Origin of the sequence: Pseudomonas sp., assembly GCF_033723075.1 — a bacterium.
In the GTDB taxonomy this organism is placed as follows: domain Bacteria; phylum Pseudomonadota; class Gammaproteobacteria; order Pseudomonadales; family Pseudomonadaceae; genus Aquipseudomonas.
Window position 1 is genome coordinate 134,311 of the sequence record NZ_JAWVXU010000010.1, and the last position, 23,137, is coordinate 157,447.

Here is a 23,137-nt window from a genome sequence, read left to right on the forward strand (position 1 = left end):
CCGCAGCCTGAAATGCGCCGTATCCGCCGCATCCATTTCGTCGGTATCGGCGGCGCCGGTATGTGCGGCATCGCCGAAGTGCTGCTCAATCTGGGCTATCAGGTGTCCGGCTCCGACCTCAAGGCTTCGGCGGTCACCGAGCGTCTGGAAAGCTTCGGTGCGCAGATCTTTATCGGCCACAGCGCCGAGAACGCCGAGAACGCCGATGTGCTGGTGGTCTCCAGCGCCGTGAACACCGCCAACCCGGAAGTGGCCGCTGCCCTGGAGCGGCGTGTGCCGGTGGTGCCGCGTGCGGAAATGCTTGCCGAGTTGATGCGTTACCGGCATGGCATCGCCGTGGCCGGCACCCATGGCAAGACCACCACCACCAGCCTGCTGGCCTCGGTGTTCGCCGCCGGCGGCCTGGACCCGACCTTCGTCATCGGTGGTCGTCTGAATGCAGCGGGCACCAACGCCCAGCTCGGTACCAGCCGCTACCTGATTGCCGAAGCGGACGAGAGCGATGCCAGCTTCCTGCATCTGCAACCGATGGTCGCGGTGGTCACCAATATCGACATGGACCACATGAGCACCTACGAGGGCGACTTCAGCAAGTTGAAGAAAACCTTCGTCGAGTTTCTGCATAACCTGCCGTTCTATGGCCTGGCCGTCATGTGCGTCGACGACCCCATCGTGCGCGAGATTCTGCCGCAGGTGGCACGGCCGACCATGACCTACGGCTTCGGCGAAGATGCCGACGTGCGCGCGATCAACGTGCGCCAGCAAGGCATGCTGACCTTCTTCACCGTGTTGCGTACCGGCCGCGAGCCGCTGGATGTCTCGGTCAACATGCCGGGCAATCACAACGTATTGAATGCCCTGGCGACCATTGCCATCGCGACCGATGAAGGCATCAGCGATCAAGCCATCGTCCAGGGCCTGTCCGGTTTCCAGGGTGTCGGTCGGCGCTTTCAGGTCTACGGCGAGCTGCCGGTGGCTGACGGCAGCGTGATGCTGGTCGACGATTATGGTCACCACCCTCGTGAAGTCGCCGCGGTGATCAAGGCGGTGCGCGGCGGTTGGCCGGATCGTCGGCTGGTGATGGTCTACCAGCCGCACCGTTTCAGCCGGACCCGCGATCTCTACGAGGATTTCGTCCAGGTGCTGGCGGAAACCAACGTGCTGCTGCTGATGGAGGTCTATCCAGCCGGCGAAGAGCCGATTCCGGGGGCTGACAGCAAGCACCTGTGCCACAGCATTCGGCAGCGTGGCCAGCTGGATCCGATCTATATCGAGCGTGGTGTCGAACTGGCGCCGCTGATCAAACCGCTGCTGCGCGCCGGCGACATCCTGCTCTGTCAGGGTGCCGGCGATATCGGTGGCCTGGCCCCGCAACTGCTGCAAAGCGCGCTGTTCGCTGCGGCTGGCGGCGAGTCGAAAGAGGCTGAGTCGAAATGAGCGCCGAAACCTTGAAATCGAGCCTGCCAGTGACTGCGTTCGGTCGCGTTGCCGTGTTGTTTGGCGGCAAGAGCGCCGAGCGTGAGGTCTCGCTGAACTCCGGTAATGCCGTGCTCAAAGCCCTGCAAGGCGCCGGCGTGGATGCCTTCGGCATCGATGTCGGTGACGATTTTCTGCAGCGCCTGCTGGCCGAGAAAATCGACCGCGCCTTCATCGTGCTGCACGGTCGTGGCGGCGAAGACGGCAGCATGCAGGGCCTGCTCGAGTGCGCCGGCATCCCTTACACTGGCAGCGGCATTCTGGCTTCCGCCCTGGCCATGGACAAACTGCGCACCAAACAGGTCTGGCAAAGCCTCGGCCTGCCGACGCCACGGCATGCAGTCTTGGCCAGTGCCGAGGACTGCCATGCCGCGGCGGCGGAGCTGGGTTTTCCGCTGATCGTCAAGCCGGCCCACGAGGGCTCGAGCATCGGCATGGCCAAGGTCGCCGATGTCGACGCCTTGATCGCCGCCTGGCAGGACGCCAGCCAGTACGACTCGCAAGTGCTGGTCGAGCAGTGGATTCATGGTCCGGAATACACCATTGCCCTGTTGCGCGGCCAGGTGCTGCCGCCGATTGCCCTGGGCACCCCGCATTCGTTCTACGACTACGACGCCAAGTACCTGGCCAGCGACACCCAGTACCGCATCCCCTGTGGCCTCGATGCACTCAAGGAAGACGAGCTGAAAAGCCTCAGTGCACGGGCCTGCGAGGCGGTCGGCACCCAGGGCTGGGCGCGGGTCGATGTGATGCAGGATGCTGCCGGACAATTCTGGCTGCTGGAGGTCAATACCGTGCCGGGCATGACCGACCACAGCCTGGTGCCGATGGCGGCGCGAGCTGCCGGTCTGGATTTTCAGCAGCTGGTGTTGGCGATTCTCGCCGACAGCCTCGAGGCGCGGGGTTAAGCCATGGTCGCCACTCTGCGTCACCAGCCAGGTTCAGCACGCGCACCGTTGCGCGGCAAGCCTGCGCAGCGCGGCGCAAGCCGTCTGGTGGCCAAGGAGCCGATCAGTCTGCGTCTGCCAAGGCCGAATCTCGGCGTGCTCAAACGCATCACCTGGCCGCTGTTGCTGCTGGCGTTGGGTTTCGCCGCTTACGAACTGGCGCAACGGCTGCTGCCCTACGCAGATCGGCCGATCGCCAGCATCAGCGTCGAGGGCGACTTGAGCTACGTCAGTCAGCAGGCGGTGCAGCAGCGTATCGAACCCTTCGTCACGACAAGCTTCTTCAGTGTCGACCTGCCGGGTCTGCGCCATGAGCTGGAACAGATGCCCTGGATCGCCAGTGCGCAGGTGCGTCGGGTTTGGCCGGATCAGTTGCTGATCCGCCTGGAGGAGCATCTGCCGATCGCCCGCTGGGGCGATGAGGCCCTGCTGAACAACCAGGGTAAGGCCTTCGCGCCCAAGGAGCAGGCGAATTACCAGCACCTGCCGCAGCTGTATGGCCCCAAGCGGGCGCAGCAGCAAGTGATGCAGCAGTACCAGATGCTCAGTCAGATGTTGCGCCCATTGGGCTTTTCCGTGGTGCGTCTGGAGTTGCGTGAGCGCGGCAGCTGGTTCCTCTCCACCGGGCAGGGCATCGAGTTGCTGTTGGGCCGCGACCACCTGGTGGAAAAGATGCGACGTTTCAGCGCCATCTACGACAAGGCGCTGAAAGAGCAGCAAACGAATATCGCGCGGATCGATCTGCGCTACGCCAACGGCCTGGCCGTGACGTGGCGCGAGCCGCTCGCGCCCACGGCGGCTGACACCGCTGTCGTGCAGTGAATCAGGAGAAGGCAGGAAACATGACAAACGTGCAGAGCGGCAAGATGATCGTCGGCCTCGATATAGGCACCTCCAAAGTGGTGGCGCTGGTCGGTGAGGTGACTGCCGATGGCCAACTGGAAATCGTCGGTATCGGCACCCACCCCTCGCGTGGCCTGAAGAAGGGCGTGGTGGTCAATATCGAATCGACCGTGCAGTCGATCCAGCGCGCCATCGAGGAGGCGCAGCTGATGGCGGGCTGCCGCATCCATTCGGCCTTCGTCGGCCTGGCCGGTAATCATATTCGCAGCCTCAACAGCCACGGTATCGTCGCCATCCGCGATCGCGAAGTCAGCTCGGCCGACCTCGAGCGTGTGCTCGATGCCGCCCAGGCCGTGGCCATTCCGGCGGACCAGCGGGTGCTGCACACCCTGCCGCAGGATTACGTGATCGACAACCAGGAAGGTGTACGCGAACCGCTGGGCATGTCCGGCGTGCGCCTGGAGGCCAAGGTGCATGTGGTGACCTGCGCGGTCAACGCGGCGCAGAACGTCGAGAAGTGTGTGCGTCGCTGCGGCCTGGAAGTCGACGACATCATTCTCGAGCAGTTGGCCTCGGCCTACGCGGTGCTCACCGACGACGAGAAGGAGCTGGGCGTGTGCCTGGTCGACATCGGCGGCGGCACCACCGACATCTGCATCTTCACCGAAGGCGCGATTCGCCACACCGCGGTGATTCCGATCGCCGGCGATCAGGTCACCAACGACATCGCCATGGCGTTGCGCACACCGACCCAGTACGCCGAAGAAATCAAGATTCGCTATGCCTGCGCTCTGGCCAAGCTGGCCGGCGCCGGCGAAACCATCAAGGTGCCGAGCGTCGGCGACCGGCCGCCGCGCGATTTGTCGCGCCAGTCCCTGGCCGAAGTGGTCGAGCCGCGCTACGACGAGCTGTTCACCCTGATCCAGGCCGAGCTGCGCCGCAGCGGCTATGAGGACCTGATTCCGGCGGGCATCGTGCTCACCGGCGGCACCTCGAAGATGGAAGGCGCAGTCGAACTGGCCGAGGAAATCTTCCACATGCCGGTGCGCCTGGGCATGCCGCAAGGCGTCAAGGGTCTGGGCGACGTGGTGCGCAACCCGATTTATTCCACCAGCGTGGGCCTGTTGCTGTATGGCCTGCAGAAACAGGCCGACGGCATCTCGATGTCTGCCATCGGCAGCTACAGCGATGAAGCCAAGACACCGGTATTCGAGCGCCTGAAGCGCTGGATACAAAGCAATTTCTGATTTGAAAACCGCTTATGCAGTAGGCGTTACAACTAGAAGGCAAAGGAGAGGGAACATGTTCGAGCTCGTAGACAACATCCCGCAAAGTGCGGTCATCAAGGTCATTGGCGTGGGTGGCGGCGGCGGCAACGCAGTCAACCACATGTCGAAGAACAACATCGAAGGCGTCGAGTTCATCTGCGCCAATACCGATGCGCAGGCACTGAAGAACATCGGTGCGCGCACCATCCTGCAACTGGGCACTGGCGTGACCAAGGGCCTGGGAGCCGGTGCCAACCCGGATGTCGGTCGTCAGGCCGCCATGGAAGACCGTGAGCGCATCGCCGAAGTGCTGCAAGGCTGCGACATGGTCTTCATCACCACCGGTATGGGTGGCGGTACCGGCACTGGCGCTGCGCCGGTGATCGCTCAAGTGGCGAAGGAAATGGGCATTCTCACCGTTGCTGTGGTGACTCGTCCGTTCCCGTTTGAAGGCAAGAAGCGCATGCAGATCGCTGAGGAGGGCATTCGCGCCCTGGCGGAAAGCGTCGACTCGCTGATCACCATCCCCAACGAAAAGCTGCTGACCATCCTGGGTAAAGATGCCAGCCTGCTGTCGGCGTTCGCCAAGGCGGATGACGTGCTGGCCGGTGCCGTGCGCGGCATCTCCGACATCATCAAGCGTCCGGGCATGATCAACGTCGACTTCGCCGACGTGAAAACCGTGATGAGCGAAATGGGCATGGCGATGATGGGCACTGGCTGCGCCAGCGGTCCGAACCGTGCGCGTGAAGCCACCGAGGCGGCAATCCGCAACCCGCTGCTGGAAGACGTCAACCTGCAGGGTGCGCGTGGCATCCTGGTGAATATCACCGCCGGTCCCGATCTGTCACTGGGCGAGTACTCCGACGTGGGTAACATTATCGAGCAGTTCGCTTCCGAACACGCCACCGTCAAGGTGGGTACCGTGATCGATCCGGACATGCGCGACGAGTTGCACGTCACCGTGGTTGCCACTGGTCTGGGTGCGAAAATCGAGAAGCCGGTCAAGGTGATCGACAATACCGTGCAGGTCACGACCAGCAGTGCCGCTTCGTCGCCTGCGACGCCGGCTTCGCGCGGCGAGCAAAGCGTCAATTACAAGGACTACGAACGCCCGACCGTTCAGCGTCAAAGCCACGGCGGTGCCGCTTCCGCGGCCAAGTTGAACCCGCAGGATGACCTGGATTACCTGGACATCCCGGCCTTCCTGCGTCGTCAGGCCGATTAATGGAGGGGATCAGGAGTATTGGGGCGATTGGTGTTCAGCAAAGGCCGGTTCTGCTATCATCCCCGGCCATTGTTGAAAACTATTCGCAACTAGTGCTATAGCGGCCAAAGCCATGATCAGACAACGTACCCTGAAGAACATTATCCGCGCCACTGGCGTTGGCCTGCATTCCGGGGAGAAGGTATACCTGACCCTGAAGCCGGCACCTGTGGACACCGGTATCGTGTTCCGTCGTACTGACCTTGACCCTGTCGTGGAAATCCCCGCGCGGGCATGCAATGTTGGTGAAACCACCATGTCGACCACCTTGGTCAGTGGTGACGTCAAGGTGGATACGGTAGAGCACCTGCTTTCGGCCATGGCTGGCCTGGGCATCGATAACGCCTACGTCGAGCTCTCCGCATCCGAAGTACCGATCATGGATGGCAGTGCCGGTCCCTTTGTATTCCTGATTCAGTCCGCTGGGTTGCAGGAGCAGGATGCTCACAAGAAGTTCATCCGTATTCTTCGCGAAGTGACGGTCGAAGAGGGCGACAAACGCGCCACCTTCGTGCCTTTCGAAGGCTTCAAGGTGAGCTTCGAGATCGATTTCGATCACCCGGTTTTCCGTAACCGCACCCAGTCGGCCAGCGTGGATTTTTCCAGTACTTCTTTCGTCAAGGAAGTCAGCCGTGCGCGCACCTTCGGCTTTATGCGTGACATCGAGTTCCTGCGTTCGCAGAACCTGGCACTCGGCGGCAGCGTGGATAACGCCATCGTGGTGGATGAGTTTCGTGTGTTGAATGAAGACGGCCTGCGTTACGAGGACGAATTCGTCAAGCACAAGATCCTCGACGCCATTGGCGATCTCTACCTGCTGGGCAATAGCCTGATCGGCGAGTTCCGTGGCTTCAAGTCGGGGCATGCCCTGAACAATCGTCTACTGCGCGCCTTGATCGAGCAGACGGACAGTTGGGAAGTGGTTACTTTCGATGACATCAAGAGCGCGCCTATCTCTTATATGCGTCCGGCCGCGGCAGTGTAAGCAAAACCTCTCTTTCCCTTGTTTTGAAGCCACCCTCGGGTGGCTTTTTGTTTCTGCGCAACAGCCACAATCAGGTGTCCTGGTCTGGGCCGGTCCGGTGCTATTCGCCGGGTTGGCCGTGCTTGGCCAGTCGTTCCAGGGCGGCACGCAGCTTGGGGTCGGTTATGCCGTCTGCGGTGGCCTGGATGTTCTCGGCAGCGCTGCTGGATAGGCTGATAGTGCGACCTGGTGCACGCCTTTCGGCAGTTGGCGGTTGCACCTTGAACAGGATCTTGGTTAAGGTCGCGAACTCTTCGAGTGTCTGCAGCTGCCTGAGCAGGCGCCGTTGTTGATAACGCAAGCGGGTGGCCCAGTGGCCATCGGTGACTATAAGAAGCAGGCAACCCTCGCGCCAGGACGCTACATGACAGTGTTCGCGGGCCGCGGGTTGCAGCTGGCTTTCCAGCAAGTGCTGCAGGCGATCGATACGTTGCGCCTGGTTGAACAGCGCTTTCAGGGGCTTCGCTTCGCGCATTAGCGCGGCGGGTGCTTTAGCCGGCAAAGGACGAAACGACATGGCAGGACGCCTGAGATTGTGGGGCCGCCATGGTAGCAGAATCTCTGCCACCGACTTGGGCTCCGCCTTAGAGGGGAAGCCATGCACATCATACTACTCAATCGGAGTCACGGCGCCGCGCGCTCGCTGAGCCTGGATTTACGTTGGCTGCTGGTGGCGCTGGTCATGCTGGTGGCGGCGGCGCTTGGCAGTGGCGTCGCGGTAGGCGCATGGGTCGTGCCACACGTGGAGCAGGCGCCAGGCAGTGCCCAGTTGACCGAGGCGCTGGATCGCCAGCGTGCGGAAGTGGGGGCGGTGCGGGTCGATGCACAGCGCCAGCTGGATGCCTTCGCCGCCCATGTTGCCGAGTTGCAGGCGCGCTTGACCCGTCTGGATGCACTGGGCGAACGCCTCACCGAACTGGCCGAGCTGGACTCCAGCGAATTCGATTTTTCCCTGAATGTCGGTCAGGGCGGCCCGGACGAACTGTTCGGTGGCCCGGCTTACGCGCCGCCATCCTTTATCACCACGCTGGATGAATTGGCCCTGCGCCTGGACAGCCGCGAGCAGCAACTCGAAGTGCTGGAGCAACTGCTCGCCGACCGCCAGCTCAATGAGGCCGAATACCTCGCGGGGCGTCCGGTCATGCAAGGCTATATATCCTCGCCATTCGGCCGGCGTACCGACCCCCTGAACGGGCGTTTGCGCGTGCACAAGGGCGTGGACTTCGCCGCCAAGGCCGGTAGTGATGTGGTCGCGGTCGCCGCCGGCGTGGTGACGGCCTCGAGCCGGCGCTCCGGCTATGGCAATACCGTGGAAATCAGTCATGCCGACGGCTACGTCACCCTGTACGCACATAATCAGAGCAACCTGGTGCAGGTTGGCGAACTGGTGCAGCGCGGCCAGGTCATCGCCAAGGTTGGCAGCACCGGCCGCTCTACCGGTGCCCACGTGCATTTCGAAGTCAGCCAGAATGGCCGGGTAGTCAACCCTACCAGCTATATCGCTCGAGTCAGCGGCGTCGAATAACGCCGCTTTCATCATCTCCGTTTCCGGGTAGAATGCCCCCTTCGCACGCAGCCATGAGGGCTGCATGGGCGACTCATGGGCCGCCCTCCATCCATCACGCGTGGAAGACCCTGCCGATATGTTTGCGCCTTTGTTGAAAAAATTCTTTGGAAGCAAGAACGAGCGTGAAGTCAAACGCATGCTCAAGACGGTTCAGGCCGTCAATGCCTTCGAGGAGCAGATGCTCGCACTCTCGGATGAGCAACTGCGTGCCAAGACCGACGAATTCAAAGCCCGTCTGGCGAAAGGTGAAACCCTCGACCAGTTGCTCCCTGAAGCCTTCGCCGTAGCCCGTGAAGCGGGCAAGCGGGTGATGGGCATGCGCCACTTCGACGTGCAGCTGATCGGTGGCATGACCTTGCATGAAGGCAAGATTGCCGAAATGCGTACCGGTGAGGGCAAGACCCTGGTGGCGACCCTGGCGGTCTACCTCAACTCGCTGGAAGGCAAAGGCGTGCATGTGGTCACGGTCAACGACTACCTGGCCCGCCGCGACGCCAACTGGATGCGCCCGCTGTACGAATTCCTCGGTATGTCGGTGGGTATCGTCACCCCGTTCATGCCGCCTGAAGAAAAGCGCAGCGCCTATGCTGCCGATATCACCTATGGCACCAATAACGAATTCGGTTTCGATTACCTGCGCGACAACATGGCCTTCAGCCTGGAAGACAAGTTCCAGCGCGAGCTGAATTTCGCCGTGATCGACGAAGTCGACTCGATCCTCATCGACGAGGCGCGTACTCCGCTGATCATCTCCGGTCAGACCGAAGACAGCTCCAAGCTGTATGTCGAGATCAACAAGCTGATTCCGCGCCTCAGGCTGCACATCGAGGAAGAGGAAGGCGTGGTCACTCAGGAAGGCCATTACAAGGTCGACGAGAAGACCCGTCAGGTCGAGCTGAACGAGGCCGGCCACCAGTTCGTCGAAGAGTTGCTGACCGAGGTCGGCTTGCTGGCCGAGGGCGAGAGCCTCTATTCGGCGCATAACCTGGGCCTGCTGACCCACGTCTATTCCGGCCTGCGCGCGCACAAGCTGTTCAACCGCAATGTCGAATATATCGTGCAGAACGACCAGGTCATGCTGATCGACGAGCACACCGGCCGCACCATGCCGGGCCGCCGCCTGTCCGAGGGCCTGCACCAGGCCATCGAGGCCAAGGAAGGCTTGCCGATCCAGGCCGAGAGCCAGACCCTGGCCTCGACCACCTTCCAGAACTACTTCCGCCTGTACAACAAGCTGTCCGGCATGACCGGTACCGCCGACACCGAGGCCTTCGAGTTTCATCAGATCTACGGCTTGGCGGTGATCGTGATCCCGACCAACCGGCCGATGGCGCGCAAGGACTTCAACGACCTGGTCTATCTGACCCAGGAAGAGAAGTACGCGGCGATCATCACCGACATCAAGGAATGCCAGGCCCAGGGTCGGCCGATCCTGGTTGGTACGGCGACCATCGACAGTTCCGAATATGTCTCGCGCCTGCTGGTCCAGGAAGGCATCGAACACAAGGTGCTCAACGCCAAGTTCCATGAGAAGGAAGCCGAGATCATCGCTCAGGCGGGGCGTCCGGGCGCGCTGACCATCGCCACCAACATGGCCGGTCGCGGTACCGACATCGTCCTGGGCGGCAACTGGGAGGTCGAAGTGGCCGCCCTGGAACATCCCACGGACGAGCAGGTCGCGCAGATCAAGGCCGATTGGCAGAAGCGCCACCAGCAGGTGATCGAGTCGGGGGGCTTGCATGTGATCGCCTCCGAGCGCCATGAATCGCGGCGTATCGACAATCAGCTGCGCGGCCGCTCCGGTCGTCAGGGCGACCCGGGTTCCAGTCGGTTCTACCTGTCGCTGGAAGACAGCCTGATGCGCATCTTCGCCTCGGATCGAGTGAAGAATTTCATGAAGGCCCTGGGCATGCAGCCAGGCGAAGCGATCGAGCATCGCATGGTCAGCAACGCCATCGAGAAGGCGCAGCGCAAGGTCGAAGGACGCAACTTCGACATGCGCAAGCAGCTGCTGGAATTCGACGACGTATCCAACGAGCAGCGCAAGGTGATTTATCACATGCGCAACACCCTGCTGGCTGCCGATGACATTGGCGAAACCATCGCCGAGTTCCGCAAGGAAGTGCTTGACGGCATCATCAACCAGCATATTGCGCCGCAGTCGTTGCCCGAGCAGTGGGATATCGCCGGTCTGGAAGAGGCGCTCTACGCCGGCTTCAATCTCCGGCTGGCGATCCAGCAGTGGCTCGACGACGACCACAAACTCTACGAAGAAACCCTGCGCGAGCGGATTCTGCAAGAGCTGATTGCGGCCTACAACGAGAAGGAAGAACTGGCCAGTGCCGAGGCCCTGCGCTCCTTCGAGAAGCAGATCCTGCTGCGCGTGCTCGACGATTTGTGGAAAGACCACCTGTCGACCATGGATCACCTGCGGCACGGCATTCACCTGCGTGGCTACGCGCAGAAGAACCCCAAGCAGGAGTACAAACGCGAGTCCTTCACCCTGTTCCAGGAGCTGCTCGAATCGATCAAGCGCGACACCATCCGGGTCTTGTCCCATGTCCAGGTGCGTCGCGAAGACCCGGCCGAGGAAGAGGCACGTCTGCGTCGCGAAGCCGAGGCGCTGGCTGAGCGCATGCAGTTCCAGCACGCCGAAGCATCGGCCCTGATGCAACCCGACGTCGCGGCTGAAGACGGTGATGTGGCTGTTGCGCCACCGCCAGTGCGTGCCGAAGCGAAGATCGGCCGCAACGAACCTTGCCCTTGCGGCTCCGGCAAGAAGTACAAGCATTGCCACGGCCAGGTCAACTAGCCTTCGGCTGGCGAAGCTAAGCAGAAAGGGTAGCGGCTTCGGCTATGCTTGAGCCTGCCCCCAAACGCCGCGAACGGCTTTGCTGTTCGCGGCGTTTTACCATCGAATTCGGTCGTGCCCAGCGGTACGACACTTATATCCCTCAAGGAGCACACTCTATGGCTGTTGGTCTTGGCCCGCTGTCTACCCTGCACCCGGTTCCAGGTTTCGAGCTGGGTATCGCTTCGGCTGGCATCAAACGCCCGGGGCGCAAGGATGTGGTAGTCATGCGTTGCGCTGAAGGCTCCAGCGTGGCCGGGGTGTTCACCCTCAATGCCTTCTGTGCGGCGCCGGTGATCCTGGCGAGAAAGCGCGTGCTGGGTAGCGTGCGCTATCTGCTGACCAATACCGGCAATGCCAACGCCGGCACCGGCGAACCCGGCCTGCAGAATGCCGTGCGCAGCTGCGCCAGCCTGGCGCAGTTGGCCGGTGTCGATGAGAGTGCGGTGCTGCCGTTCTCCACCGGGGTGATCGGCGAACCCTTGCCGGTAGAGAAGATCGAAGGCGCCTTGCAGGCGGCCCTGGACGACCTGGCAGCGGATCACTGGGCCGAAGCGGCCACCGGTATCATGACCACCGATACCCTGCCCAAGGGCGCCAGCCGCCAGTTCGTGCATGACGGCGTGACCGTCACCGTCACCGGCATCAGCAAGGGCGCCGGGATGATCAGGCCGAACATGGCGACCATGCTCGGTTACATCGCGACCGACGCCAAGGTCAGCCAGGGAGTCTTGCAGGATTTGCTGCGCGATGCGGCGAACAAGTCGTTCAACCGCATCACCATCGACGGCGATACCTCGACCAACGATTGCTGCATGTTGATCGCCACTGGCCAGGCCGCCCTGCCGGAGATCACCCAGACCAGCGGCGCATTGTTCGCCGCGCTCAAGCAGGCGGTGTTCGAGGTGTGCATGGAGGTGGCCCAGGCCATCGTGCGTGACGGCGAAGGCGCGACCAAGTTCGTCACCGTGCAGGTCAACGGCGGGGCGACTTATCAGGAGTGTCTGGACGTCGGTTATGCCGTGGCCCACTCGCCGCTGATCAAGACCGCGCTGTTCGCCTCCGATCCGAACTGGGGACGCATCCTCGCTGCCGTGGGTTATGCCGGCGTGGCGCAACTGGATGTCAGCCTGATCGACGTGTTCCTCGGTGATGTATGCATTGCCAGCCGTGGTTGCCGGGCGGCCAGCTACACCGAAGAGCAGGGTGCGGCGGTGATGGCCAAAGAGGAAATCACCATTCGCATCGAGTTGGGGCGTGGTACTTGCAGCGAGACGATCTGGACCACCGACCTGTCCCATGAGTATGTGAAGATCAACGCCGAATACCGTACTTAAGCGGTACGCTGCGGGCGATCAGCGTCAGCTGCAAGCCTGTCCCCCCGCGCACAGGCCTGCAGCTGGCAGTCGGCTATTCCCGTTGGTCATGGGGGCATGAACAACGGGAATTTGCTATTGGGCGGCGCGGCATCTTAATGTCAATCGACCCTTCAGCAACCGCGTCACGCAAGGAGTGCCCCCCATGTCCCTGGTTCTTGTCATCGGCAACAAAACCTACTCGTCCTGGTCGCTACGCGCCGCCCTGGCCATGGAGCTGGCCGAGGCGCCGTATAGCGAAGTACTGATCCCGCTCGATCGTGCGGATAGCCGTGCGCGCATCCTCGAACATTCGCCGACAGGCAAGGTGCCGCTGCTGAAGACCGAGGAGGGCCCAGTGTGGGATTCCCTGGCGATTGGCGAATACCTCGCCGAGAGCTTCCCCGAGGCCTATCTGTGGCCGCGTGGCGAGTACGCCCGGGCGGTGGCGCGCAGTGTCTGTGCCGAGATGCACAGCGGCTTTGCGGCGCTGCGCACGCACCTGCCGATGGATCTCAAGCGCGATCAGGCATTAGACGAAATGCCGGCTGATGCCGAGGCCGATATCCGGCGCATCTGTGCGCTCTGGGCCGAGTGCCGCGGCAACTTCGGCGAGGGCGGCCCCTTCCTGTTCGGTCACGCCAGCCTGGCGGATGCCTTCTTCGCCCCTGTCGCGGCTCGGCTGCGCAGCTATCGGGTGGCGTTGCCCGAGGTGGCGGCGGCGTATGTGGCGACGGTCTATCAGTGGCCGGCCTTTCAGCGCTGGTATCAGGCGGCTCAGGAGGAGCGGTTGGAGTGAAACGCATTCATGTAGCCGCCGCGGTGATCCGTGCGGCAGATGGCCGTATGCTGATTGCCAAGCGCCCGGACGACAAGCACCAGGGTGGGTTGTGGGAGTTTCCTGGCGGCAAGGTTGAGCCCGGCGAGGCGGTGGAGGCCGCCCTGGCTCGCGAGCTGGAGGAGGAACTGGGGATTCGCCCAACCGATGCGCGGCCACTGATTCAGGTGCACCACGATTACCCGGACAAGCAGGTATTGCTGGATGTCTGGGAGGTGTCGGCCTTCGCCGGCGACCCCCACGGTGCCGAAGGTCAGGCGCTGGCCTGGGTCAGTTCGCGCCAGTTGGCCGAGTATCAGTTTCCGGCGGCGAATCAGCCGATCATTGCCGCAGCCCGTTTGCCCGACCGCTACCTGATCACCCCGGAGGGGCTGCCCCCACAGGCGTTGTTGCAGGGGGTGCAAGCGGCACTGGCCGCCGGCACCCGGCTGCTCCAGCTGCGTGCGCCGGGTATGTTCGATGCCCAGTACCGCGACCTGGCCCTGGATATCCAGGGGCTCTGCGCGGGCAAGGCGCAGCTGATGCTCAAGGGGCCGCTGGAGTGGCTGGGAGACTTTCCCGCAGCAGGCTGGCACCTGACCGCCGAGCAGCTACGTCGCTATGCCGACCAGGGACGACCCTTGGCCCAGGGTCGTTGGTTGGCGGCTTCCTGTCATTCGGCGCAAGAGCTGGCACTGGCAACACAGATGGGGGTGGATTTCGTCACCCTGTCACCGCTGCAGGCCACCCAGACTCACCCTGATGCACCGGCACTGGGTTGGGCTCTGGCCGGCGAATTGCTGCGCAGTTTCAATCAGCCAGCCTACCTGCTTGGCGGGGTTGGCCCGCAGCACCTGACGCGCGCATGGCAAGTGGGCGCTCAGGGTGTCGCCGGCATTCGCGCGTTCTGGCCATCGCCGGCGGATTGAGGGCGCAGGCCTACTGAAATGCTCTAGCCCGTGCAATTGCTGTTAGACACATCGAGCGGCTGCCCTTAACCTGCGCGATCACTTTCGCTCGCAGGTGATCCGGCCCATGGCCTCCGTGTTGAACGTTATCCTGCCGGTCTTTGCCCTGATCCTGGCCGGCTACCTGTGCCGGCGCACGGGCATTCTCGGGCCGAGCGCCGCCTCGGAAATCAATCGTCTGGTGGTCTGGCTATGCCTGCCGGCGTTGCTATTCGAGGCCACGGCCACAGCGGTGTGGGCGCAGATCTGGCAGCCGCAGTTCATCCTCGCCTACAGCCTGGGCACCCTGGCGGTGTTCCTGCTGACGTTGTTCTGGCGTCTGCGCCGGGTCGGCAATCTTGCCGATGCCAGCATCCAGGGACTCAGTGCGTCTTACGCCAACACCGGCTACATGGGCATTCCGTTGTGCCTGCTGGTATTCGGCGACGAGGGGCTGCAGCCGGCGTTGATCGCCAGTCTGATCGTGATCTGTGTGCTGTTCGCCCTGGCGGTGGTGTGCATCGAGGTCGCCCTGCAGGATGAAAAGAACCTGCTGCGTGCGACAGCCAAGGTGTCGCTGGCGTTGGCCAAGAACCCGCTGGTCGTCGCGCCGTTGTTCGGCGGTCTGTGGGCACTGGGCGGCCAGCCGCTGCCAGAGCCGCTGCACCGCTTTATCGACCTGCTGGCCAGCGCCACCGCGCCCTGTGCGCTGATTTCGCTCGGTCTGTTTCTTGCGCACAAGCAGGTCGGTCGCAGTGAGGGTAGCGTCGGCCTGGTGCTGATCAAGCTGATCGCACACCCGCTGATTACCTGGGTACTGGTGTTCCATGTCCTGCAGCTGCCCCCCATGTGGGCCGCTGCGGCTTTACTGTTGAGCGCGCTGCCGACCGGCACAGGGCCCTATATGCTGGCCGAGTTCTATCGCCGCGACGCGGCGGTGGTCTCCAGCACTATCCTGCTGTCGACGCTCGGCTCGCTGCTCAGCTTGTCGCTGTGCCTGCTGCTGCTTGAGCGTTGAGGCTGGCAACGGTCGCGGGGAGTGGTCGGTACAGCAGCAGCCGGTAGCAGCCCAGGCTGATCATCCAGTCGAACAGGGCCGTCCACAGGTTGTGCGAGAAGAAGTGCGCGCCCTGCAGCATGCGCCCGACCGAGAAGGTAATGCCCAAGATCAGGGCTACGGCGAGCGCGGCCCTGGCCAGGCCCGGGCGGCGGTCGCGCAGCACGAAGAACAGCGCGAGCAGCGCGAAACCCGCACCAGCGTGGCCGCCGGGCCAACAGCGCCCTGGCTTGTCGGTCGGCGCCCGGGCGCTCAGCAGCGGCGTGTAGGCTTCCTCGCCGCCGAACTCGCTGAGGCTCCAGGGGCAGTGCACGCCGGTCAGGGTTTTCACCGGCGTCACATAGCTGGTCGACAGACCCATCGCCAGTACCAGGTAGCCCAGCGGCCGGCGCCATGTCCGCCAGCGGCCTATCAGCAGGCTAAGTACGAAACCGACAATGGCCAGTACGCCGATGACGATCACTGCCTGTTTGGCGCGGTCATGCAGGATGTCTTCGAGAAATCTGCTATGGCGACCAATAAAGCCGGTCTGCGGGTCGTAGGCCAAGTGGGCGATGGCGAAGTCCAGCGCGGTTGGATCTGCCAGCAACAGCAATAGCATCAGCGCGAGGGGCAGGCCAAAGCCCAGGTAGAAGTTGAACGGCCTGGATCCGGCCGGGAGAAGTTCAAAGCGCATGGTCACGATCCTTGGTCCGGGCCGGAGAGCTGGCGAGTCGCTCGGTGCCGATTGCGCGAGTCTGCTGCCAGCCAAGCAGGTGATGGCTGAAGTCGTAACTGGCGCTCTGGTAGTAGCTGATATTGCGTTTGAGCAGCGGGTCGTCGGCCTTGGCGCTCGATTCGCGGCTGAGACCCAGGGCGTCCTCGTGGCGACGCATGCTCTTGCGTGGGCTGAGAATCGCCAGGTCATGCCCGTCGAACAGTCCGAGGTGCTGGTAATTGCCAATCAGGGCGCGGCCAGGCACTGCATCCGCGCGCAGTACATTGCGGCCGAAGAAGGTCGAGGTGTAGTCGACATTGAGCAGCCCCAGCAAGGTCGGGGCCAGATCAATCTGGCTGGCCAGGCCGGCATGTTCGCGTGGTTGGATAAAGGCCGGGGCGTAGATGAACAGCGGGATATGGTAGCTGGCCACCGGCAGGTCTTCGGTGCCGGCGCTACCCGCGGTGTGATCGGCGACGAAGACGAACAGGGTGTTGGCAAACCAGGGCTTGTGCCGCGCCTGTTCGAGAAACAGGCCGATGGCATGGTCGGTGTACTTGACCGCGCCTTCACGGCCATAGCCCGATGGGATGTCGATACGTCCGCTCGGGTAAGTGTACGGCCGGTGGTTGGAGGTGGTCATCAGCTGCAGGTAGAACGGTTTACCAACGGCGTGGTCGGCGTCGGCCAGCTTCAGCGTCTCGGTGTAGAGGTCTTCGTCCGACATGCCCCAGGCATTCTTGAAGTGGATGTCCTGCTCATTGACGCTGCTCTGGTCGACCACGCGGTAGCCATTGCCGCTGAAAAACGCACTCATGTTGTCGAAATAGCCGCGCCCGCCATAGACGAAGGCGCTGTCGTAGCCGAGGGCCTGGAATTGTTGGCCGAGGCTGGCAAAACCGCTTTCACGGCCGATGCGTTTGACGATTGAGCGCCCGGGCGTTGGCGGCATCGACAGGCTGATGGCTTCGAGTCCGCGGTCGGTGCGGGTGCCGGTGGCATAGAAGTTGGTGAAGAACAGGCTCTGCTGGTGTAGACGGTCGAGGTTGGGGGTCAGGTTGCGAGTGTCGCCGAAGCTGCCCAGGTACTTGGCGCTGAGGCTCTCTATGGTCACCAGTATCACGTTGCGCCGCTGTACCTGACCGGGATTATCAATCAGCCGGCGAATATCCATGGGTTCGCTGCCGATAAACCGTGCGTTGGGCTCGCTTAGCTCGGCGCGCAACTGCTGGGCGATTTCGTCCTGATCAAGGGTGGCGTAGAACTGTGGATAATCCAGCTCATTGTTGCGAAAGGCGGCGAAGAATTGGTAGGGGCCATTGCTGGCCAGTTCACGTTGATAAGTATTGCCGTCCGCACCGCGGGGGAAGTCCTGGTCGAGCAGCAGGCTACTGACGCAGGCCATCAGGACAATGCCGGCCGCTACCCCTGCACTGTTGCGCCAGCTCAGCAGCGGTGCCTTGAGGGCGGCGTCTGTGGCGCTGCGCAAGAGCATGGCGGCAACCACCGCCATGACGGCAAGCGCTGCCAGCAGCGGGTAGATCGGATATGACTCGAGGATGTTGTTGAGTACCTCGTCGGAGTAAACCAGGTAATCCACGGCGATAAAGTTGAAGCGCACGCCAAACTCGTCCCAGAACAGCCACTCCGCCACGGCGGTAAACAGCATGGCGAACAGGCTGACAGCCACTACGCCATGGAGCAGGCCGCGGTGCCAGGGCTGCAGCCAGATGCGTCGTGGGCACAACAGCAGGTACAAGGCCAGCGGCAGTGCCGCGTAAACCACAAAGCCCACGTCATAGCCCAGGCCGGTGGCATAGACACGGGCGAGTTCGCTCAAGCCGAGATCCGCTTCGCCGAGGTGACTGAACAGCAAGGCACTGCGGGTCAGGGTAAAGATCGTCAGCCAAGCCAGTAGAATTAGCGCCAGGTAACGCAGTTGAGCAAACTTCAAGGTTGGCATCGTATGATCCGGCAGCGGAAAGATGCCGTGCACTCTGCCGCTCTGGATGTGAGGTAAATGTAGAAGTCGCGTGAAAAAAACATCAAATCGTAGCGGCACGCTTGAGGATTGAACCGGCATGCGCATTCTTGTGGTGGAAGACAACCGGGATATTCTGGCCAATATCCTCGATTACCTGACCCTGAAGGGTTATAGCGTCGACTGCGCGCAGGATGGCCTGAGTGGCCTGCATCTGGCTGCCTCCGAGCACTATGACCTGATCGTGCTGGACATCATGCTGCCGGGCATCGATGGTTATCAGTTGTGCAAACGTCTGCGTGAGGATGCCCGGCGTGATACGCCGATCATCATGCTGACCGCGCGCGATGCCCTCGACGACCGGCTGCAGGGCTTGAGTGCGGGGGCCGACGATTACCTGCTCAAGCCGTTTGCCCTGTCCGAGCTGGTGGCGCGCATCGAAGCGATCCTGCGGCGCAGTCAGGGTAATCGTAAGCGCCAGTTGCAAGTCGGCGAGCTGGTCTATGACCTCGACACCCTGCATGTCAGTCGCGCGGGTCAGCCGTTGAAACTCAACCCCCTGGGCCTGAAGCTGTTGGCCGTGTTGATGCAGCGCAGCCCGGCGGTGGTGCGTCGCGAGGCCCTGGAAGAGGCCCTGTGGGGCGACGATTGCCCGGACAGCGACAGCCTGCGCAGCCATATTCATCAGCTGCGCCAAGTGCTTGACAAGCCTTTCGCCACACCCTTGCTGCACACCATTCACGGTATCGGGTATCGCCTGGCGGAGTCCGCAAGTGGTGTCTAAACAACCGTTGCTGAGGCGCATCGTGATCGCCTTCGTGCTGATGACACTGGTGGTCAGCGGCGTGTTTTCATTGAGCATCGTGGCGATTGTGCACTTCGTCGAAGAGCATCTGGTGTCCCAGGAGCTTGATCGTGAGTTGAGCATCGTTATCGATGAAGATCTACGGCGTGGCCAAAGGCCGCGGCTGGATTCCAGTACACGTTTTTTCGCCTCGCATCTGCCGGAGTTCCAGGTGCCGCTGCAGTTCGCCGAGGCGGCCGACGGGTTTTCCGAGGTGGTCGAGGGTGACCAGGCATTTTATCTGTTCAAGCGCAGCAAGAACGGTCGGGCCTTCATGCTGGTGCAGGAGCAGCACGAGTTCGAGGCCCGCGAACAGGTACTGTTCAATGTGGTGCTGGCCGGTTTTCTGCTCAGCCTGCTGGTCGCCTGGAGCCTTGGCTGGCTGTTGGCGCGGCGGGTGATGGCGCCGGTAATCCGTCTGGCCAATCAGGTGCGCCATCGCGATCAGTTGCATGCGCTGGCCCCGGCCCTGGCGCCGGACTATCCGGATGATGAGGTCGGTCACCTGGCGGCGGCCTTCGACAGCACCCTCGGCCAGTTGCGTCATTCCCTGGAGCGCGAGCGGCTGTTCACCAGTGATGTCAGCCATGAGTTGCGCACGCCGCTAATGATCATCGCCAGTTCCTGTGAGCTGCTTGCGGAGGCGCCCAACCTGGATGCGCGCCAGCTTGAACAGATCCAGCGCATCGCTCGCGCGACCGAGGAAATGGGTGGTCTGGTGCAGACCTTTCTGATTCTGGCGCGGGCCAGGCCTCAGGAATCGAGCCAGGGCGACAGCGCGACCCTGGCCGCGATCGCCGATGAGCAGAGCAAGCGCTGGGCACCACTGATGCACGAGAAGGGTCTGCAGTTCCAGTTGATCGAGGAGGGCGAGGATGACTCGCACTACAACCTGACGTTTCTGCGTACGGTGATCTCCAATCTGCTGCGCAATGCCTTGCACTACACCGAGCAGGGCACGGTGCGGCTGATCCTCCAGGACGGTGGTTTTCGGGTCGAGGACAGCGGCGTTGGCATCCCCCTGGATCAGCAGGAACAGATGTTCCAGCCCTTTGTGCGCGGTGCCCAGTCTCGTGGCGAGGGCCTGGGGCTGGGCCTGTCCCTGGTCAAGCGGATCTGCACGCATCAGGGCTGGACGGTGCAGGTGCATGACCTGCCCCCGCAGGGTAGTGCGTTCGAGGTCAGCTTGCGCAGCTGAAGGCCGTGCCGCGCGAACTGCGGCCGATGCAACCGGCGCTTCACGTTTTTTTCACAGTCTGTTGACGCTAACTTGATGCCTTGGTCGTTAGTTTGGCAGCCGTGGATTCCTCTGTGGAGCAGGTTGTCATGTCTAGCGCTAAACCCGTCGAGTTGGACTTCTCGCGCAAGTACGACCCCGAACACGCCCGTCAGTATTTGGCAAAGCATCAGGATGGCCTGTCCCGCCGGTTATCCCATTGGCGCGACGAGCAACTGGCACGACATGCCCTGAACTTGGCGGGCGAGCCCAACCTGGTGCTCGACTTGCCGTGCGGCGCCGGTCGATTCTGGCCGCTGCTGGCCAAGCAGCCGAACCGGGTGATCCTCGCTGCCGACAACTCACCGGACATGCTGGCAATTGCCATGGCCGGGCAACCGGCAGATGTCGTGGCGCGGGTAAAGCCCTTTCAAACCTCGGCGTTCGCCATCGATCTGGGTGACAACGCGGTCGACAGTATTTTCTGCATGCGCCTGCTGCATCACATCGCCGAGCCCGAACATCGTCTGACCATGCTGCGTGAGTTGCACCGGGTGACGCGCGATACCCTGATCATTTCGCTGTGGGTCGATGGCAACTATAAATCCTGGAAGCGCCGGCGCCTTGAGGCCCGACGTGCGGCGCAGAACAGCACGGTGAGCAATCAGAACCGTTTCGTCATCGCCCGGTCAACCATCGAGGCGGAGTTCAAACAGGCCGGGTTCGATATCCTCGGCCACAAGGATTTCCTCCCGGGCTATGCCATGTGGCGGGTCTATGTCCTGCGCAAGGGCAACTGAGATGAGTAGCCTGATTGCGCGAGTACAGACCGAGCAGGTGCCCAGCACCTTCGAGCGTTGGTGGCAGATCCAGGGCGAGTGGGTGGAGGCGCCCAATCAACGGCGTGGCGGCGAGAGCGGTGTACAGCGCCTGCATAGCCAGTCGGGGCGGCTGCTGTACCTCAAGCGCCAGACCGGGCACCTGCATCGCTCCTGGCTGCACCCCATGGGCCGGCCCACGGCGTTGCGTGAATTGCATGCAATGCAGCAACTGCAGCGTCTCGGCATCCGCGTGCCGAAGCTGGTCTATGCGGCTGCGCAAAAACAAGCCGGACAGTGGCGTGCGCTCTTGGTCACCGAGGCGCTGGAGGGCTTCGTCAGCCTGGAACAGTGGTACACCAGCGACGCGCTGCGGCATGGCGGCACGCAACTGAATCGGTGCATGCTGGAACAACTGGCGGCGATGCTCAGGCGCCTGCACCGGGCCGGCTGGCAGCATGGCTGCTTGTATCCCAAGCACATCTTCATCAAGCCTCAGGCTGTCGTCGACGGCGGTGGGGTCGAAGTGGCGCTGCTCGACCTGGAGAAAAGTCGTCGCCGGTTGTTCAGCCGCTCGGCTTCGCGGCGCGACATGGGCCAACTGTTTCGCCACCGTGGGGGCATGCCGGCTGCCGATTGGCAGCTGTTGCTCGAGGCCTACAACCGTTCAATGGCTAGCGTGGGGGCTGTTTGCCATGAGTTCTGAAGTCGCTGTCAGCGTGCTCGATGGCAGCGCGCTGAAGGGGCAAACCGGCTGGCGGCGTATCGTGCATGCTTTCGGCTATTCCCGGGCGGGGCTGTGGGCCGCGTTCAGGGGCGAGGCGGCGTTTCGTCAGTTGCTGCTGCTCAATGCCGTGCTGTTGCCCCTGGCGTTCTACCTGGATGTTGGCAAGGTCGAGCGTGCACTGTTGATCAGCGTATGTTTGCTGGCGCTGATCGTCGAGCTGCTCAACTCGGCGATCGAGGCGACGGTGGACCGTATCTCCCTGGAGTTGCACCCCTTGTCGAAACAGGCCAAGGACCTGGGCAGCGCCGCGCAATTGGTTACCATGGCCCTGATTGCCCTGGTCTGGGCGGTGATACTGCTGTAACCGTCCCGGCCTTTGACGCCAGGCGAGTGGCTGCGGCCTAATGGGCGCTGGTTACCTTTGCCGTTGCCCGCCGAGCCCCTCATGCCTGTGTCTGCCCGTTCCCCGTCCAACATGCGTCCCAGCACCCTGCATCTGCCCCAGGGCAACTGGCCGACGGTGCTCGATTGCCTGTGCGCACATTTTCCGGCGATCGATCGCGAGGTATGGCTGCAGCGCATGGCGCGTGGGCGGGTGCTGGATGCCGAGGGCGCGCCGATCGGCCCGGCGCATGCTTATCGGGTCGGCCTGCGCGTGCATTACTTTCGCGAGGTGGTGGCGGAGACGCCGATTCCCTTCGTCGAGACAGTGTTGTATGTCGACGAGCACCTGCTGGTGGCCGACAAACCGCATTTCCTCCCGGTGATGCCGGCCGGCGAGTATGTCGAGCAGACGCTGCAGGCGCGTCTGGCCAAGCGCCTGGGTAATGCCGATCTGGTGCCGCTGCACCGCATCGACCGGCATACCGCCGGGCTGGTGCTGTTTTCCTGCAATCCGCAAAGTCGCGGCCACTATCAGGCGCTGTTCCGTGAGCGGCAGATGGGCAAGCGTTACGAGGCCTTGGCGCCGGCCCTGCCGGAGCTGGAGTTCCCTCTGCGCCGGGCCACGCGGCTGGGCGCCGGCGAGCCGTTTTTCCGCATGCAGGAAGTCGCCGGCATGGCCAATACCGAGACCCGCATCGAGGTGGCGCAGCGGCTGGGTGAGCACTGGCTCTACGGGCTCTATCCGGTGACGGGGAAAAAGCACCAGCTGCGGGTGCACATGGCCGCCCTGGGCGCGCCCATTCTCAACGATCCCTTCTACCCCGAGATCAGCGAAGGCCCCGATGCCCCTGATGACTACAGCCGGCCGCTCAAGCTGCTGGCCCAGGGCTTGGCCTTCATCGATCCCCTGAGTGGCGAGCCGCGCCGCTTCGAGAGCCGCCTGAGCCTGCTCTGATCCCGTAGATCCTATGTGTGCAGGCCGTAGGAGCGGGCCATGCCCGCGATGCTTTTGCCGAACATGCCCTGTTCGCGGCCATGGGCCGCTCCTACG

The 23,137-nt window shown here is 62.7% G+C and carries 21 protein-coding genes; 18 read left to right on the forward strand and 3 right to left on the reverse strand.

The window, feature by feature from the left end; translation table 11 throughout:
• The first annotated feature begins 12 nt into the window (after positions 1 to 12).
• The 6 genes from murC (at position 13) to lpxC (ending at position 6,786) form a co-directional block, all read left to right on the forward strand.
• On the forward strand, positions 13 to 1,437 hold the full coding sequence (gene murC, locus R3355_RS13735) for a UDP-N-acetylmuramate--L-alanine ligase (protein ID WP_318961744.1): 1,425 nt from the start codon (positions 13 to 15) through the stop codon (positions 1,435 to 1,437).
• Positions 1,434 to 2,384 (forward strand): D-alanine--D-alanine ligase, encoded by a 951-nt coding sequence (locus tag R3355_RS13740; RefSeq protein ID WP_318946298.1) that lies wholly within the window; start codon positions 1,434 to 1,436, stop codon positions 2,382 to 2,384. The genes murC and R3355_RS13740 overlap by 4 nt, the downstream gene beginning before the upstream one ends.
• A gap of 3 nt (positions 2,385 to 2,387) precedes the next feature.
• Positions 2,388 to 3,245: a cell division protein FtsQ/DivIB gene (locus R3355_RS13745; protein ID WP_318946297.1), complete on the forward strand. Its 858-nt coding sequence runs from the start codon at positions 2,388 to 2,390 to the stop codon at positions 3,243 to 3,245.
• A gap of 20 nt (positions 3,246 to 3,265) precedes the next feature.
• A complete protein-coding gene (gene ftsA / locus R3355_RS13750; RefSeq protein ID WP_318961661.1) occupies positions 3,266 to 4,513 on the forward strand; it encodes a cell division protein FtsA in 1,248 nt (415 codons plus the stop codon).
• A gap of 55 nt (positions 4,514 to 4,568) precedes the next feature.
• Positions 4,569 to 5,762, forward strand: a complete 1,194-nt coding sequence (ftsZ, locus tag R3355_RS13755) for a cell division protein FtsZ (protein ID WP_318946295.1) — start codon at positions 4,569 to 4,571, stop codon at positions 5,760 to 5,762.
• Positions 5,763 to 5,874: 112 nt separating this feature from the next.
• Positions 5,875 to 6,786, forward strand: a complete 912-nt coding sequence (gene lpxC, locus R3355_RS13760) for a UDP-3-O-acyl-N-acetylglucosamine deacetylase (protein ID WP_318946294.1) — start codon at positions 5,875 to 5,877, stop codon at positions 6,784 to 6,786.
• Positions 6,787 to 6,886: 100 nt separating this feature from the next.
• Here lpxC and R3355_RS13765 read toward each other — a convergent pair whose 3' ends face one another.
• Positions 6,887 to 7,342: a DciA family protein gene (locus R3355_RS13765; RefSeq protein WP_318946293.1), complete on the reverse strand. Its 456-nt coding sequence runs from the start codon at positions 7,340 to 7,342 to the stop codon at positions 6,887 to 6,889.
• A gap of 81 nt (positions 7,343 to 7,423) precedes the next feature.
• Between R3355_RS13765 and R3355_RS13770 the strand changes: the two genes are divergently transcribed.
• The 6 genes from R3355_RS13770 (at position 7,424) to R3355_RS13795 (ending at position 15,380) form a co-directional block, all read left to right on the forward strand.
• The gene (locus R3355_RS13770; protein WP_318946292.1) at positions 7,424 to 8,350 is read left to right on the forward strand and encodes a M23 family metallopeptidase; all 927 of its coding nucleotides are present in this window, start codon (positions 7,424 to 7,426) and stop codon (positions 8,348 to 8,350) included.
• Positions 8,351 to 8,468: 118 nt separating this feature from the next.
• Entirely contained in the window at positions 8,469 to 11,204 is a 2,736-nt protein-coding gene (gene secA / locus R3355_RS13775; RefSeq protein ID WP_318961746.1) for a preprotein translocase subunit SecA, read from the forward strand.
• Between the two features lie 158 nt (positions 11,205 to 11,362).
• Positions 11,363 to 12,580 (forward strand): bifunctional glutamate N-acetyltransferase/amino-acid acetyltransferase ArgJ, encoded by a 1,218-nt coding sequence (gene argJ, locus R3355_RS13780; RefSeq protein WP_318961662.1) that lies wholly within the window; start codon positions 11,363 to 11,365, stop codon positions 12,578 to 12,580.
• Positions 12,581 to 12,764: 184 nt separating this feature from the next.
• Positions 12,765 to 13,397: a glutathione S-transferase family protein gene (locus R3355_RS13785; protein ID WP_318946289.1), complete on the forward strand. Its 633-nt coding sequence runs from the start codon at positions 12,765 to 12,767 to the stop codon at positions 13,395 to 13,397.
• The gene (locus R3355_RS13790; protein WP_318961663.1) at positions 13,394 to 14,344 is read left to right on the forward strand and encodes a Nudix family hydrolase; all 951 of its coding nucleotides are present in this window, start codon (positions 13,394 to 13,396) and stop codon (positions 14,342 to 14,344) included. Before R3355_RS13785 ends, R3355_RS13790 begins: the two co-directional genes overlap by 4 nt.
• A gap of 106 nt (positions 14,345 to 14,450) precedes the next feature.
• Positions 14,451 to 15,380 carry an AEC family transporter gene (locus tag R3355_RS13795; RefSeq protein WP_318961664.1) on the forward strand — a complete coding sequence of 310 codons (930 nt, stop codon included), beginning with the start codon at positions 14,451 to 14,453 and terminating at the stop codon, positions 15,378 to 15,380.
• Here the strand turns inward: R3355_RS13795 and R3355_RS13800 are convergent.
• Positions 15,343 to 16,095, reverse strand: coding sequence for a phosphatase PAP2 family protein (locus tag R3355_RS13800; protein ID WP_318961665.1), 753 nt, complete (start codon positions 16,093 to 16,095; stop codon positions 15,343 to 15,345). The two genes, R3355_RS13795 and R3355_RS13800, sit on opposite strands and share 38 nt — an antisense overlap.
• Positions 16,085 to 18,079, reverse strand: a complete 1,995-nt coding sequence (locus R3355_RS13805; protein WP_318961666.1) for an LTA synthase family protein — start codon at positions 18,077 to 18,079, stop codon at positions 16,085 to 16,087. Before R3355_RS13805 ends, R3355_RS13800 begins: the two co-directional genes overlap by 11 nt.
• A gap of 118 nt (positions 18,080 to 18,197) precedes the next feature.
• Between R3355_RS13805 and R3355_RS13810 the strand changes: the two genes are divergently transcribed.
• The 6 genes from R3355_RS13810 to R3355_RS13835 all read left to right on the forward strand — a co-directional run bounded on the left by R3355_RS13810 (position 18,198) and on the right by R3355_RS13835 (position 23,041).
• Complete coding sequence (locus R3355_RS13810) at positions 18,198 to 18,881, forward strand: response regulator transcription factor (RefSeq protein WP_318946284.1); 684 nt, start codon at positions 18,198 to 18,200, stop codon at positions 18,879 to 18,881.
• Positions 18,871 to 20,139, forward strand: a complete 1,269-nt coding sequence (locus R3355_RS13815) for a HAMP domain-containing sensor histidine kinase (RefSeq protein ID WP_318961667.1) — start codon at positions 18,871 to 18,873, stop codon at positions 20,137 to 20,139. Before R3355_RS13810 ends, R3355_RS13815 begins: the two co-directional genes overlap by 11 nt.
• Before the next feature lie 128 nt (positions 20,140 to 20,267).
• On the forward strand, positions 20,268 to 20,957 hold the full coding sequence (locus tag R3355_RS13820) for a class I SAM-dependent methyltransferase (protein WP_318961668.1): 690 nt from the start codon (positions 20,268 to 20,270) through the stop codon (positions 20,955 to 20,957).
• Between the two features lies 1 nt (position 20,958).
• The gene (locus tag R3355_RS13825; protein WP_318946281.1) at positions 20,959 to 21,681 is read left to right on the forward strand and encodes a lipopolysaccharide kinase InaA family protein; all 723 of its coding nucleotides are present in this window, start codon (positions 20,959 to 20,961) and stop codon (positions 21,679 to 21,681) included.
• On the forward strand, positions 21,671 to 22,066 hold the full coding sequence (locus R3355_RS13830; protein WP_318961669.1) for a diacylglycerol kinase: 396 nt from the start codon (positions 21,671 to 21,673) through the stop codon (positions 22,064 to 22,066). Before R3355_RS13825 ends, R3355_RS13830 begins: the two co-directional genes overlap by 11 nt.
• Positions 22,067 to 22,147: 81 nt before the next feature.
• Positions 22,148 to 23,041 carry a pseudouridine synthase gene (locus R3355_RS13835; RefSeq protein ID WP_318961670.1) on the forward strand — a complete coding sequence of 298 codons (894 nt, stop codon included), beginning with the start codon at positions 22,148 to 22,150 and terminating at the stop codon, positions 23,039 to 23,041.
• Positions 23,042 to 23,137 lie beyond the last annotated feature (96 nt).